This is a genomic window from Nonomuraea cavernae, from assembly GCF_014646355.1.
Taxonomy (GTDB): Bacteria; Actinomycetota; Actinomycetes; order Streptosporangiales; family Streptosporangiaceae; genus Nonomuraea; species Nonomuraea cavernae.
In genome coordinates, this window is sequence record NZ_BMNH01000001.1 from 247,452 (window position 1) to 260,171 (window position 12,720).

Below are 12,720 nucleotides of genomic sequence, written 5' to 3' on the forward strand. Positions count from 1 at the left end.
TGAAAACTCGTCACGGGTTCTGGTGGGGACGCAGGGTGGTGGTGGGGACGGGGATGGCCGGAAACGGGTTGTCCGGGAGGAGGATCACCCGGCGGGCCTCGTCCGGCCGCGTCGCGGCGTCGAAGTGCAGCAGAGCGGCGCCGATCCCGGCGGCCCCGACCAGATAGCCGGTGTCCGCGGTCACCTCGCCGGGCCGCAACCGGCGGTACGCCTGATACCAGCGCAGCCCCCGGTCGTCATGGCCGGTGGCGCGGCCGACGAGGTCGCTCGCGAGCGTCGCGGCGTAGGTCAGGTACGACTCCCGCCCGGTCACCGCCCATAACCCGACGAAGAGCTCCAGCAGGCCGGCCGAGCCGCAGCACTGGCAGGCGACGTTCCAGAACCCGGCCGTGCGCCGGCGCGGAACGCCGCTCTCGGTGATGCCACGGGCCAGCCGCACCACCCAGTCGAGGTCGCCCGCGTCGCCGGTCACCCGGTACAGCTCGTAGAACATCCGCGCCACCCCGGCCGAACCGGAGCAGAACCCCAGGTAGTGCAGCCCTCGCGCCTGCGGCACGTGATGCGGCACGACGGCGCACCGGCCGGTCACGACGCTGACCGTGCGGACGAAGTCGGCTCCCCTGCGGGCGGCGTCGAGGAAGCTCCGCTCACCCGTGGCGCTGTGGAGGCGGGCCAGGAGGAAGGCGGTGCCCGCCGTACCGGAGAGGAAACCCGGGGTGACGGCGTCGGTGGGCAGGTCGGCGCAGTCGCCGAAGCGGTGACCCGGGACGGCCCGGCCGGCGATGCGCGCCCCGGCCTCGGCGGCGAGCTCCTCGTAGGCGGGCACGCCGAGGACCGCGGCGGCCCGCAGCAGGCCGAGCACGATCCCACCGTCGCCGCGTTGGGCCGGATCCCCCGTCCAGCCGGGGCCGCCGTCGAGGGGCCGGGCCGCGTGGACGATCCGGTCGGCCATCTCCGCGATCGTCTCCTCGAAGCCGCCGAGCGCCCAGTCGGCCTCGGTGAGCGCCACGAGCATGCCGGCCAGGCCGTGGTGGAAGGTGAGATCTCGCTGATCGCACCAGGTGGCGGCCAGGTAGCGGGCACCGGCGCGGGCGTCGTCCAGGTAGGCCTCGCGCCCGGTCGCCGCGGCGAGTTCGAGGAAGAACAGCACGATGCCGGCGGCTCCGGCGTACAGGGAAGCGGGCTCCGTGCCGACGGCCGACCTGCCCCGGGGGTCGGGGTTGGCCTGCCAGTGCCGCCCGCGACGGTCGTCGACGGCCGCGGACCGGACCCAGCGTGCGGCCAGGATGGCGGCGTTCAACGGTGTCTCAGCGTGCTCGCTCGGTGAGCGGGTTCCATCCAAACCCATACTTGAAGCATCCCACATATTTGGTAGGAAAATAGGTATAGATACCGTTGAGATCGGGAGGTCGTCTGTGCCCATGCCGGATTTCTTGATCATCGGGGTCCCCAAAGCCGGAACGACGGCCCTGCACGCCGCTCTCCACCGGCATCCTGACCTCTTCCTGTCGCCCGTCAAGGAGCCGAAGCACTTCCTCACCGACGGGCCTCCCCCGAGCACGGGTGGTCCCGGCGACGCCGAAACCTACCGCGAGCACGTCTGGCGGCGCACGGACTACGAGAAACTCTTCGCCGTGGCGCCCCCCGGCACCCTCGCCGGCGAGGCCACTCCCTTCTACCTGTACGACCTGGCCGCGCAGCGGCGCATCCGCGAGGCCGTCCCGCACGCCAGACTGATCGTGATCCTGCGCGACCCCGTCGAACGGGCCCACTCCAACTGGACGCACCTGTGGTCGGCCGGGCTGGAGCCGATCGGCGACGTGGTGCGCGCCTGCGCGGAGGAGGAACGACGCATCGCCGCCGGATGGGCGCACTTCTGGCACTACGTGGCACTCGGCAGGTACGGCGAGCAGCTGGCTCACCTGTTCACGCTGTTCGCCCGCGAGCAGGTGCTGATCTTCCGGTACCGCGACCTCGTCGACCGGCCCGCCGAGACGCTCGACCGGATCTGCGCCTTCCTCGGCGTACGCCAGGGCCTGGTCAGCGTGCTCCCGAGGGAGAACGTGACGGCGCATCCCGACGCCAGCCCGCGGCACGCGCTGCTGGCGTCGTTCCGGCGCCGGGTGCCCTCCGGCCTGGCCGCCCCGATCGAGAAGCTGCTCCAGCACCGCGGCGACCCCCGCCGGCCGCTGACCTGGGAGCAGCGGCAGTCGCTCATCCCCTACTTCGCGGCGGACGTCCGGCTGCTCCAGGAGGTCACCGGGCAGGACTTCGGCGACTGGCTGCGGCCCAGGGAACGCTCGGGCGGCCTGGTCGGGACCCGGCCGCCCGGTCAGCGCCAGTCGCGGAACGGCCGGCCGCCCCCGGCGTGATCCGCCGGGACCGGATCAGCGCAGCTCGGTGCGCAGCTCGTGGGCGCCGTCGGGGCGGGTGTACTCGTAGTAGAGCCGGATCCCGCCCGAGGGCAGCTCGACGAGGTCGACATAGCGCAGGCCGCCGCCCGCGTGGGGCGACTCGGCGGCGGGGGCGTCGCCCAGCGGGGTCAGCGCCGCCGGATCGGTGCCCGCGGCGACGCCGGTGCGCTCCTCGTAGTTCTCCGCCGCCGTGGCGCGGCCGTCGTAGAAGGCCAGCACCCGATCGCCCTCGAACCGTACGGCGCTGACGCGGGCGCCCCGCGCGTCCCACATGCCCGGACGGCCGCTCAGCGCCGTGCCGTGCCATGTCCACTCCAGGCCGTCGGCGCTGGTGGCGTAGTCGGTCACCATCTGGTCGGCCTGGTCGGGGTCGGCCAGCGGGTGGCAGGAGGCCCACAGGTGCCACGTCGCGCCCCGCCGTACGATCACGGTGTCCTTCACCCCCGTCTTGGGGTCACCCGGGAGGACGGTGACGCGCGAGCCCGGGTCGAATGCCGACGGGTCGCCGGCCTCGAGCACCTCCACCCGCCAGTGCTTGGTCCCCTCGGTGGCGCAGCTCAGGTAGAGCCGCCAGCGGCCGTCGGCCACGCGCACCAGCGTGGGCCGCTCCAGCGACTCGGCGTCCATCTGCTCACGGGTGATCGTGGTCAGGGTCTCGAAGCGCTCGCCGTCCGCCGACCGGGCGACCGCGACCGCGTAGCCGCGCCCCTCGCCCACGGGTCTCCGCAGCCGGTAGGCGAGATAAACGAACCCGTCGGCCGCGACCGCGCTGGGGGCCCCTGCCCAATGGCCGTCACCGGAGACCGGGGGCACGACCGCGACAGCCGCACGGTCGGGGTCGGGCAGCAGACCGGCAAGCCGGCGAACGTCCTCATCCATCGACATGGGCATGAGATTAGGCCACGACAGGGGACCGGGCATGGCTACTCACCTTCCCTTTAGGAATCCATGCATTTCAAGGGGATTTTACGTGAAGACCGGAGGGACCCGCCGCCTTCCCGTACGGCGGAGACGGTCCTAGGGTGGGGGGTCGTCTGTGTCCGTGAAGGGGGGAGCCGCATGCCGGACGTACGCCCGCTGCGGCCCGGCGATCCCGAGCGGATCGGTGACTACCGGCTCGTCGGCGTGCTCGGCTCGGGCGGGCAGGGCGTGGTCTACCGCGCCGTCGCCGACTCGGGCCGCGAGGTCGCCATCAAGCTGCTGCACAGCCATCTGAGCCACGACGACGACGTCAGGCGGGGCTTCCTGCGCGAGGTGGAGGCCGCGCAGCGGGTGGCGGCGTTCTGCACGGCCAGCGTGCTGGACGTCGGGGTGCTCGGCGAGCAGCCCTACATCGTGAGCGAGTTCGTGCCGGGCGTCACCCTGCAGGAGCTCGTACGCGCCTCGGGGCCCCGGGCCGGCGGCGGGCTGGATCGGCTGGCGATCTCCACGCTGACCGCGCTCACCGCCATCCACCAGGCCGGGATCGTGCACCGCGACTTCAAGCCGGCCAACGTCCTGATGGGTCCCGAGGGCCCCATCGTCATCGACTTCGGCATCGCCAAGGCGCTCGACGGCACCACGCGCGCCTCGGGCCCGGTCGGCACACCCGCCTACATGTCGCCCGAGCAGATCAGGGGCGAGGCCGTCCTGCCCGCCTCCGACGTCTTCAGCTGGGCGGGCACGATGGTGTTCGCGGCCACCGGCCACCCGCCCTTCACCGCCGAGACGATCCCGGCGGTGCTCAACGGCGTGCTGAGCGGCACTCCCGACCTCGCCGGCCTGCCGCCCCACCTGGCCGACCCGATCCGCGCCTGCCTGGCCAAGGATCCCGCGACCCGCCCGACGCCATTAGCCCTGCTCCAATGGCTGACCGGCCGCGCCACCCCACTCCCCCCGCCCACCACTCCCGCTGCCACGCCCACGGCTACGGCTGCACCCGAGGCCGCCCTCGGTGCCGGGGCCGCGCCAGAGGGCGGGGCCGGGGCTCTAAGCGGGCCCATGCCTGCGACCGGGGCCGCGTCCGCGCCCGGAACGGTACCGGGGAGGGCCGAGGCCGCGTCCGCGCCCGGGACCGTGCCAAGGAGGGCCGAGTCGGCGTCCGCGCCCGGAACCATGCCGGGGCGGGCCGAAGCCCCGTCCGCGCCCGGAACCGTGCCAGGGAGGGCCGAGTCGGCGTCCGCGCCCGGAACCATGCCAGGGAGGGGCGAGGCCCCGTCCGCGCCCGGGGGCGGGGGCGAAGCCGGGGCCGGGGCGGCGACCTTGTCGGGTGGTGCCAGGTCCATGAGCCGCCGGGTGCTGATCGGCGGCGTCGCGGCGGCTGCCGCCGCAGCGGTCTCCGCCGTGGCCCTCATCCGCGCGGGAGACCGGCAGGGCACCCCGGGCTCGCCCTCCGCCTCACCCGTCGCGGCCGGCACCGACCGGCCCGCCACGTCCACGCCGACCTCCACCTCCGGCCCGACGAACGGCCCGACGAACGGCCCGACGAACGGCCCGACGTCCGGCCCGACGTCCGGCGGACTGCCGCTCGGCACCCCGATCGGGGAGCCCGTCTCTCTGGACGGCACACCGGTCGCCCTCGCCTCCGCCGGCTCCACCGTGGTCTGCGGCCTGGCCAAGGGACCGGCGCTGGCCTGGGACCCGGCCGCCGCGACCGCGCCCCACCGGCTCGGCGGCTCGGGCACCAGGACGACCTCGGTGGCCTTCGGCTCCGTCGCCGGGAGGGTCACGGCGGCCACCGGGCACCCCGACGGCACGGTCCGGCTGTGGACATCGCCCTGGGGCCCCGACAGCGCGGTCCCGCTGCGAGCACCCACCGGCGATCCCAGCACCGAACACCGGCTGCGCGACCCCGTCCTCGCCGTGACGATCGGCGCCGCGGCGGTCGCGATCACCGAGAAGTACAACTCCCTGACCGACCTCACCAGCTCCGTACGGTTCTGGAACATCTCCACCGGCAGGCAGATCGGCGCCACGATCACCAGCCACTTCCAGGGCGTCAACGGCGTGGCGTTCGGCCGGCTCGGCGACGACGACGTGGCCGTCACCGGTGACGGCCGCAACCAGGTCCGGGTGTGGCGCCTGGCCACGGGCAAGCAGGTACGCGCGTTCGGCACCGGCGAGGTCGGCGGCATCGAGCGGCTGGCCTGCGGCCAGGTGAAGGGCAGGCCCGTCGTCGTGTCCACCCACCTGGACGCCACGCTGCGCGTCTACGACCTGGCCACCGGCAGACGTACGGGCAAGTGGACGTTCAGCGGCCGGAGCCCCGACGACCGGGGCACCAGCGCCCTCGTCGCGGGCGAGCTCGACGGCGTGCCCATCGCCGCCACCGCCCACAGCCCCGCCTCCGGTGACTCGTTCCTGCGCGTCTGGAACCTCAGCGACGGCAAAACGGTCGGCAGGCTGAGCGTCGAGCCGATCCGGGCGCTGACCCTGGCCCGGATCGACGGCCGCCCCGTCGCCGTCGCGGCGACCGACGGCTGGATGCGCGTCTGGAGCCTCGGCGAAGCCTGACGCTCCCCGGCGGAGGTCCCGCCTGCGCTCCTGGTCAGGAGGCCGCGGAACGTACCGGCGAGCCGCCCCGAGGTCAGGAGGCCGTGACCTGGGGCATGGCCTCGCAGAGGGCCCAGTCGGCGCTGATCGCCCCGGCGGCCTTGAGCAGCAGCGGGAGGTACTCGTCCGTCAGCTGCTCCATGGACGTCTCGGCGGCGTGGGCGTTGACGTTGAGCGCCGCGACGACGTTGCCGAGCCCGTCGCGCAGCGGGGCGGCGACGGACCTGATGCCCAGGGCGAGCTGCTCGTCGGTCAACGCCCAGCCCTTGGCCCGGACCCCGCGCAGCACCGCGTCGCGCTCCTCGGCGGCGGGCCGCCAGCGTGGCTCGATGCCCGACCGGCTCGGCTCGGCCAGCACCCGTGGGACCTCGGCGGGCGGCAGGCCGGCCAGCAGCACCTTGCCCAGCGACGTCTGCAGGGCCGGGAAGCGGGTGCCGATCTGCACCGACAGGGTGACGATCTTGGGGACCGCCACCCGGGCGACGTAGACGATGTCGGAGCCGTCGAGCTGGGCGATCGACGAGGACTCGTGGGTCTGGGCGACAAGTCGTTCCATGTGCGGCCTGGCCACGTCCCACAGCCCCATCGAGCGCACGTAGGAGACGCCCAGCTCCAGCACGCGCGGGGTGAGCGCGAACCCGCCCTGCTCGGCCCTGGCGTAGCCGAGCTCCTGCAGGGTCAGCAGGATGCGGCGGGCCGTCGGCCGGGCCAGCCCCGCGGCGGTGGCCACCTCGGTCAGCGACATCACCGGGCGCCCCGGCCGGAACACCCTGATCACGTCGAGACCGCGGGCCAGCGCCTCGATGAAGTCGGGCCCCGTGTCAGCACGTGCCATGGACGCCTCGTCTGCTGCACATCACGGATCCGACTCTAGACCGGCCGCGCTCACTGGCTGTGCGTCGCTTCGCTGCGATAGTCGGTATACGTGTAGGGGTTGTCGAGGATCTTCGTTGCCGGGATGTCGGGGTTCATCCCCTTCACCCAGGCCTCCTCGCCCATCGTCGACCGCAGGTGGTCGACGGTCCGCTCGACGTCGCGACGGGCCGCGGCGAGATCGATTCCGATCAGGCGGTGCCGGTGCTTGACCACCCGGCCGTTGACGATCACCGTGTGCACGTCGCCGCGCTGGGCCTGGAACGCGACGTGGCCGAAGGGGTGGAGCAGCGGGAACGACACGGGCGAGTCGTCGTTCTTGATCAGGACGAGGTCGGCCTTCTTCCCGACCTCGATGCCGCCCAGGTCGTGGTCACGGCCGAGGGCGCGCGCTCCGCCCCGCGTGGCCCACTCGACGACCTGGTCGGAGCGCAGGGCGCAGTGCGTGACGGTGTCGCCCTCGGCCTGCGCCCGCAGGTGCTCCCGGGAGCGGTCGGCGCCGAGCGTGGTGCGCATCGCGGAGAACAGGTCGCCGCTCCACCAGACGCTGGTGTCCATGGAGAGGGAGACCGGGATGCCGTGCTCGCGGATGGCCCAGGTGGGCGGGTAGCCCTGGCCGGCGCTCTGCTCGCTCTCGGTCGAGACGGAGATGGAGCCGCCGGTCGCGGCGATGCGGTGGTAGGAGTCGGCCGACAGCGACGCGGCGTGCACGTACACCGTCTCGGGGGTCATGAAGCCGTGGTCGTGCATGAGCCTGATGCCGTCGTCGCTGGTCGCGCCCCAGACGCCGGCGTGGGTGGTGACCGCGACGCCCAGCTCGCGGGCCACCTCGAAGGCGGGCTTCTCGGGGAAGGCCGGGTCGCCGAGGACGTCGAAGGCGAGCTGGAACCCGAGCATGTCGTCGCCGGTGATCCGCCGCCGCACGAAGTCGCGGAACTCGGGCGCGGCGGTCCACTCGGCGGGCGGCTGCTGGATGTTGCCGTAGGCGAGCACGAACCGGCCGGGCACCGACTGCAGCGCGTCGGCGGCCGCGTCGGCGTGGTCGACGGTCCGCAGGCCGTGCGACCAGTCGACGACGGTGGTGACCCCGGCGTCGATGGCCTCGATCGCGGCCAGCACGTTGCCCGCGTGCACGTCCTCGGGGCGGAACAGTTTGCCGTGTTCCAGGTAGTACCAGACGAAGTACTGCGTCAGGGTCCAGTCGGCGCCGTAGCCGCGCATGGCCGTCTGCCACATGTGCCGGTGGGTGTCGATCATGCCGGGCATCACGATGCCGTCGGTCGCGTCGATCTCGGCGGCGCCCTCCGGCACCTCCAGCTCGGGCCCCACGGCGGCGATCCGGTCGTCGACGACGAGGACGTCGGTGCGGGTGAGCACCCCGCGCCCGTCGTCCATCGGCAGCACCGTGCCGCCGCGCAGCACCACGGGCCGTCCCGGCTGGAACTCGCTCGGCTCGCTCATCGATGGGCTCCTAACCCTGTGTCCCGACCGATGACCCGACCCTGTACCGATCTTGCGAACGATTGTCCGTCATGCGGTCACCGCTGTTCGCCGTAACTCTGATGAGCGCCGGTCCGGCTGTCAAGGCTTGACCTTGGCCCGCTGGATACCCAGAATCGCTTCAGCGGACAGGTGTCCGTTGTGCGGAGCAGAGGACTGAGCTGGATGACAGACAACGCCGTCACCGGGGGGCCGCTGTCCGGCGTGCTGGTGGCCGACTTCTCCCGGGTCCTGGCGGGCCCGTACGCCACGATGCTGCTGGCGGACATGGGCGCCCAGGTCGTCAAGGTGGAGGGGCCGAAGGGCGACGACACCCGCTCCTGGACCCCGCCGGTGCGCGGCGACGTGTCGACCTACTACCTCGGAGTCAACCGCGGGAAGCGGTCCATCGCGCTCGACCTGCGTGACGAGGCCGACGCCCGGGTGGCGCGGGAGCTGGCCCGCCGCGCCGACGTGCTGATCGAGAACTTCAAACCGGGCGGCCTGGCCAAGTACGGGCTGGACTTCGAGACCGTGCGGGCCGGCAACTCCGGCGTCGTGTACGCCTCCATCAGCGGGTTCGGCTCGGGAGCGGGCCGGCACGTGCCCGGCTACGACCTGATGGTGCAGGCCATGTCCGGCCTGATGAGCCTGACCGGGGAGCCGGACGGGCCGCCGTACCGGGCCGGCATCTCGGTGTTCGACGTGATGGCCGGCAACCACGCCGTCATCGGCATCCTGGCCGCGTTGCGGCACCGCGACGCGACCGGGCGAGGACAGCACGTCGAGGTCAACCTGCTGTCGTCGGCGCTCACCGGGCTGGTCAACCACAGCTCCGCGTACGTGTCCGGCGGGGTCGTCCCCTACCGGATGGGCAACGCGCACCCGAGCGTCTTCCCGTACGAGCCGCTGCCCACCGCCGACAACGACATCATCGTCGCCGCCGCGAACGACGGCCAGTTCCGCAGGCTCTGCGAGGTGCTCGGCATCCCGGAGATCGCGGACGACCCGCGCTTCGCCCGCAACGCCGGCCGCACCGCGCGCCGCGACGAGCTGCGCCCGATCCTGGTCGAGCAGCTCACCAAGCGGGGCGCGGTCGAGTGGTTCGAGCTGCTGGTCGAGGCGGGGGTGCCGAGCGGGCCGATCAACACCATCGACGGCGGCTTCGCGATGGCCGAACGGTTCGGGCTGGACCCGATCGTCGAGGTCGGCGAGGGTGAGCGGGCGATCCCTACGACCCGGCATCCGATCCGGTTCTCCGAGACGCCGGTCGGCTACGCGCTGCCGCCGCCCGAGCTCGACGAGCACGGCGCCGAGCTGCGCGCCTGGCTGACCACCCCACGGGAGGACGGCGATGACTGAACACGCGGGCCAGCCGCGCCGGCCGGAGCCGGAGCCGGGAGGACAGACGGAGCGGCCCGACTACCCCACCGCGCTCGGCGCGTCGTCGCTGGAGACGATCACGCTGCTCGGCCACGACCTGGCCGAGGACGTCATGGGCCAGGTCGGGTTCGGCGAGCTGGCCTTCTGGCTGGCGACCCAGCGGCGGCCCACACCGGGAGAGACCCGGGTGTTCGAGGCCGTGCTGGCCGCACTCGCCGACCACGGCTTCACGCCCACCGCGATCGTGACCCGGCTGACCTACCTGTCGGCGCCCGACTCGATCCAGGGCGCGCTCGCCGCCGGGCTGCTCGGCGGCGGGTCGCGCTTCCTGGGCGTCACCGAGGACTGCGGCCGGTTCCTGCACGACGTGCTGGCCTCGTGCGACCCGCCGCCGGCCGACGACGACGGCTGGGACGCCCTGGCCCTGCGCACCGTGCGCGCCCAGCGGGAGGCGAACAGGTTCGTGCCCGGCCTCGGCCACCACGTGCACAAGCAGGGCGATCCACGCACCGCGCGGTTGTTCCGGATCGCCGCCGAGGAGGGCCTGTACGGGCCGCACCTGTCGCTGTTCGCCGCGATCGGCCGGGTCCATCCCGAGGTGCTGGGCAAGAGGCTGCCGCTGAACGGGGCCGGCGTCTGCGGCGCGGCCCTCGCCGATCTCGGCCTGCCGCTGGAGCTGCTGCGCGGCTTCGCCCTGCTGGCCAGGACCGCCGGACTGATCGGGCAGCTCGCCGAGGAGCTGCGCCGCCCGGTCGCGAACGAGATCTTCCTGTCGGTGGACCTGAACAACCGGTCCGTCGCCCCCGAGCCGTACCCCCCTGGAGGTTCGCATGGCTGAACTGGTCGCGGTGATCGCGTCCACTCACCACCCCTTCTACTACCGCGCCAGCACCGCCACCGGGGAGGACCGTCCCCCGTTCGCGGACGAGTGGGTGCGCAAGGTGGAGGCGTTCCGGGAGACCCTGACCAGGGCCCGTCCCGACGTGCTGGTCATGGTCGGCTCCGACCACTTCCACCAGCTGTGGCTGGACAACATGCCGCAGTTCCTGGTCGGCAAGGCCCCCTTCTACGACGCGAACTTCTACAACGAGGAACGTGAGTTCGGCCTGCCCCGGATGCTGTTCAAGGGCCAGGAGGACCTGTCCTCGCACGTGCTGCGCGAAGGGCTCGACGCGGGGTTCGACCTGGCGTTCTCCAACGAGCTGCGGATCGACCACTCGATCACCTGCCCGATCATCACCCTGCGCCCGCAGAACGACCTGCCGATCGTGCCCGTCTACACCAACATCTTCGCCCCGCCCCTGCCACGGCCGAAACGGTTCGTGCAGCTCGGGCAGACCATCCGGGAGCTCGTCGAGTCGTGGCCGGCGGACAGGCGGGTCGCGGTCATCGGCACCGGGCACCTGTCGCTGGAGCTCGGCGGGCCGCGACAGTTCGGCCCGCACGGGCCCGACCCCGAGTTCGACCGCAAGGCCGTCGAGTGGATCTCGACCGGCGACATCGAGGGCTGCCTGGCCGAGGTCACCCTCGACAGCCTGCACCTGCCGGGCAACGCCACGCACGGCTTCATGGACTTCATGCTGATGATGGGCGTCGCGGGCGAGGGCCGGAAGGCCGACTACGTCGACACCTACGATCTGTTCCACACCATGGAGGCCTACTTCACCTGGTATCCGAACGGAGGGCAGGCATGAGCAAGTACCTGCTGAACAAGTTCCTGTTCACCGTCGACCGCGATCCGGAGCTGGTGGAGCGCTACCGGGAGGAGCCGCGGGCCACGGTGGAGATGTGGGAGGCCGACTACGCCAACCGCATCCTCGGCTGCCACGAGGGCGAGTCGTCCACCTGGCTGCGCTTCGACGACGTGGAACGTGAGGCGCTGGCCGCGCACGACTATCCGAGGCTGTTCGAGCTCGGCGCGCATCCGTTCCTCACGCTGACGCTGTTCATCGCCATGTTCGAACGCGACCACGAGCCGCTGGGGTTCCAGACCGAGTACGCCCGGCGGCTCTCCCACCTGAGCCTGCCCTATCCCGACATCGCGACCTGAGTCGTGCGCGCACTGGAGATCCGGCGTCCCGGCCGGCCGCCCGTGGTGTCCGAGCGGCCCGCCCCGGCGCCCGGCGCGGGCGAGGCCCTGGTCGAGGTCCTCGCCGCCCCCATCACCCCGCTGGACGTGCTCTGCGCGAGCGGCACGTCCTACTTCGGCACGCCGTCGACTCCGTACGTGCCGGGGGTGCAGGGGGTCGGGACGGCCGGCGGTCGCCTGGTGTGGTTCCCCACCTCGGCCGGGATGGCCCCGGGTGACGGCAGCATGGCGGAGGTCGTCCGGGTGCCCGAGGCCGACCTCGTCGAGCTGCCCGAGGAGGCCGATCCGATTGCCGTCGCCGCGCTCGGCCTGTCGGCGGTCGCCGCGTACCTGGCGCTCACCTGGCGGGGCGAGCTGGCGGCCGGCGAGCAGGTCATCGTGCTGGGCGCGGGAGGCGTGGTGGGGCAGGCGGCCGTCCAGCTGGCCCGCATCGCCGGCGCGCGCCGGGTCGTCGCGGCCGCGCGCTCGGCGGCGGGGCGCGAACGGGCGGCGGAGGCCGGCGCCGACGCCGTCGTCGCGCTCGACACCGACGACGTGGCCGAGCTCGCGGCCCGGTTCGAGGCGGTCATCGACGGACCGGCCGACCTGGTCCTCGACCCGTTGTTCGGCCCGCCGGCGGCGGCTGCCGCGCGTACGCTGCGGACGGGCGGCCGGCTGGTCAATCTCGGCGGCTCGGCCTCGGAGACGTGCCCGCTCGACTCGGCCACGCTGCGCAGCCGGTCGCTGCGGCTGCTCGGCTACACCAACAACGAGCTGACCTCCGGGCAGCGCGCCGCGGCGGTGGCCACGGTGGCCACGCACGCCGCGCGGGGGCGGCTGGCCGTCGCCCACGAGGTCGTGCCGTTCGACGCCGCCGGGCCGGCCTGGACCCGCCAGGCCGACGGCTCGGCGAGCGGCCGGATCGTCCTCACCCTGCGCTGATCCGGGGGACAAAACGGTTCAATCATGCAC

General features: G+C 73.1%; 11 protein-coding genes. 7 read left to right on the forward strand and 4 right to left on the reverse strand.

Annotated features, from left to right (window positions below):
- Positions 1 to 10 precede the first annotated feature (10 nt).
- On the reverse strand, positions 11 to 1,348 hold the full coding sequence (locus IEY82_RS01160; protein WP_189122045.1) for a lanthionine synthetase LanC family protein: 1,338 nt from the start codon (positions 1,346 to 1,348) through the stop codon (positions 11 to 13).
- Between the two features lie 73 nt (positions 1,349 to 1,421).
- Between IEY82_RS01160 and IEY82_RS01165 the strand changes: the two genes are divergently transcribed.
- A complete protein-coding gene (locus tag IEY82_RS01165; RefSeq protein ID WP_225261938.1) occupies positions 1,422 to 2,372 on the forward strand; it encodes a sulfotransferase family protein in 951 nt (316 codons plus the stop codon).
- Between the two features lie 15 nt (positions 2,373 to 2,387).
- On the opposite strand, the gene IEY82_RS01170 is transcribed toward IEY82_RS01165, so the two are convergent.
- Complete coding sequence (locus IEY82_RS01170) at positions 2,388 to 3,299, reverse strand: glycoside hydrolase family protein (protein ID WP_225261940.1); 912 nt, start codon at positions 3,297 to 3,299, stop codon at positions 2,388 to 2,390.
- A 174-nt stretch (positions 3,300 to 3,473) separates the two neighbouring features.
- On the opposite strand from IEY82_RS01170, the gene IEY82_RS01175 reads away from it, so the two are divergent.
- Positions 3,474 to 5,906, forward strand: a complete 2,433-nt coding sequence (locus IEY82_RS01175; RefSeq protein ID WP_189122047.1) for a protein kinase domain-containing protein — start codon at positions 3,474 to 3,476, stop codon at positions 5,904 to 5,906.
- Positions 5,907 to 5,979: 73 nt separating this feature from the next.
- Here IEY82_RS01175 and IEY82_RS01180 read toward each other — a convergent pair whose 3' ends face one another.
- Positions 5,980 to 6,780 (reverse strand): IclR family transcriptional regulator domain-containing protein, encoded by an 801-nt coding sequence (locus IEY82_RS01180; protein ID WP_189122048.1) that lies wholly within the window; start codon positions 6,778 to 6,780, stop codon positions 5,980 to 5,982.
- Between the two features lie 50 nt (positions 6,781 to 6,830).
- Positions 6,831 to 8,279, reverse strand: a complete 1,449-nt coding sequence (locus IEY82_RS01185; RefSeq protein WP_189122049.1) for an amidohydrolase family protein — start codon at positions 8,277 to 8,279, stop codon at positions 6,831 to 6,833.
- Positions 8,280 to 8,483: 204 nt separating this feature from the next.
- Here IEY82_RS01185 and IEY82_RS01190 point away from each other — a divergent pair, with 204 nt between their 5' ends.
- From IEY82_RS01190 to IEY82_RS01210, 5 genes are read left to right on the forward strand one after another with little or no spacing between them, the layout of a single operon-like run.
- Entirely contained in the window at positions 8,484 to 9,659 is a 1,176-nt protein-coding gene (locus IEY82_RS01190; RefSeq protein ID WP_189122050.1) for a CaiB/BaiF CoA transferase family protein, read from the forward strand.
- Positions 9,652 to 10,518, forward strand: a complete 867-nt coding sequence (locus IEY82_RS01195; RefSeq protein ID WP_189122051.1) for a citryl-CoA lyase — start codon at positions 9,652 to 9,654, stop codon at positions 10,516 to 10,518. The genes IEY82_RS01190 and IEY82_RS01195 overlap by 8 nt, the downstream gene beginning before the upstream one ends.
- Positions 10,511 to 11,374 (forward strand): DODA-type extradiol aromatic ring-opening family dioxygenase, encoded by an 864-nt coding sequence (locus IEY82_RS01200; RefSeq protein WP_189122052.1) that lies wholly within the window; start codon positions 10,511 to 10,513, stop codon positions 11,372 to 11,374. The genes IEY82_RS01195 and IEY82_RS01200 overlap by 8 nt, the downstream gene beginning before the upstream one ends.
- Positions 11,371 to 11,730 (forward strand): hypothetical protein, encoded by a 360-nt coding sequence (locus IEY82_RS01205; RefSeq protein ID WP_189122053.1) that lies wholly within the window; start codon positions 11,371 to 11,373, stop codon positions 11,728 to 11,730. The genes IEY82_RS01200 and IEY82_RS01205 overlap by 4 nt, the downstream gene beginning before the upstream one ends.
- 3 nt (positions 11,731 to 11,733) lie before the next feature.
- The gene (locus IEY82_RS01210) at positions 11,734 to 12,690 is read left to right on the forward strand and encodes a quinone oxidoreductase family protein (protein WP_225261942.1); all 957 of its coding nucleotides are present in this window, start codon (positions 11,734 to 11,736) and stop codon (positions 12,688 to 12,690) included.
- Positions 12,691 to 12,720 lie beyond the last annotated feature (30 nt).

Coding starts and splice junctions, on each gene's coding strand:
- IEY82_RS01190 (WP_189122050.1), top strand. CDS start 8,484: ATGACAGACAACGCCGTCACCGGGGGGCCGCTGTCCGGCGTGCTGGTG.
- IEY82_RS01200 (WP_189122052.1), top strand. CDS start 10,511: ATGGCTGAACTGGTCGCGGTGATCGCGTCCACTCACCACCCCTTCTAC.
- IEY82_RS01185 (WP_189122049.1), bottom strand. CDS start 8,279: ATGAGCGAGCCGAGCGAGTTCCAGCCGGGACGGCCCGTGGTGCTGCGC.
- IEY82_RS01175 (WP_189122047.1), top strand. CDS start 3,474: ATGCCGGACGTACGCCCGCTGCGGCCCGGCGATCCCGAGCGGATCGGT.
- IEY82_RS01160 (WP_189122045.1), bottom strand. CDS start 1,348: ATGGGTTTGGATGGAACCCGCTCACCGAGCGAGCACGCTGAGACACCG.
- IEY82_RS01165 (WP_225261938.1), top strand. CDS start 1,422: ATGCCGGATTTCTTGATCATCGGGGTCCCCAAAGCCGGAACGACGGCC.
- IEY82_RS01170 (WP_225261940.1), bottom strand. CDS start 3,299: ATGTCGATGGATGAGGACGTTCGCCGGCTTGCCGGTCTGCTGCCCGAC.
- IEY82_RS01180 (WP_189122048.1), bottom strand. CDS start 6,780: ATGGCACGTGCTGACACGGGGCCCGACTTCATCGAGGCGCTGGCCCGC.
- IEY82_RS01195 (WP_189122051.1), top strand. CDS start 9,652: ATGACTGAACACGCGGGCCAGCCGCGCCGGCCGGAGCCGGAGCCGGGA.
- IEY82_RS01205 (WP_189122053.1), top strand. CDS start 11,371: ATGAGCAAGTACCTGCTGAACAAGTTCCTGTTCACCGTCGACCGCGAT.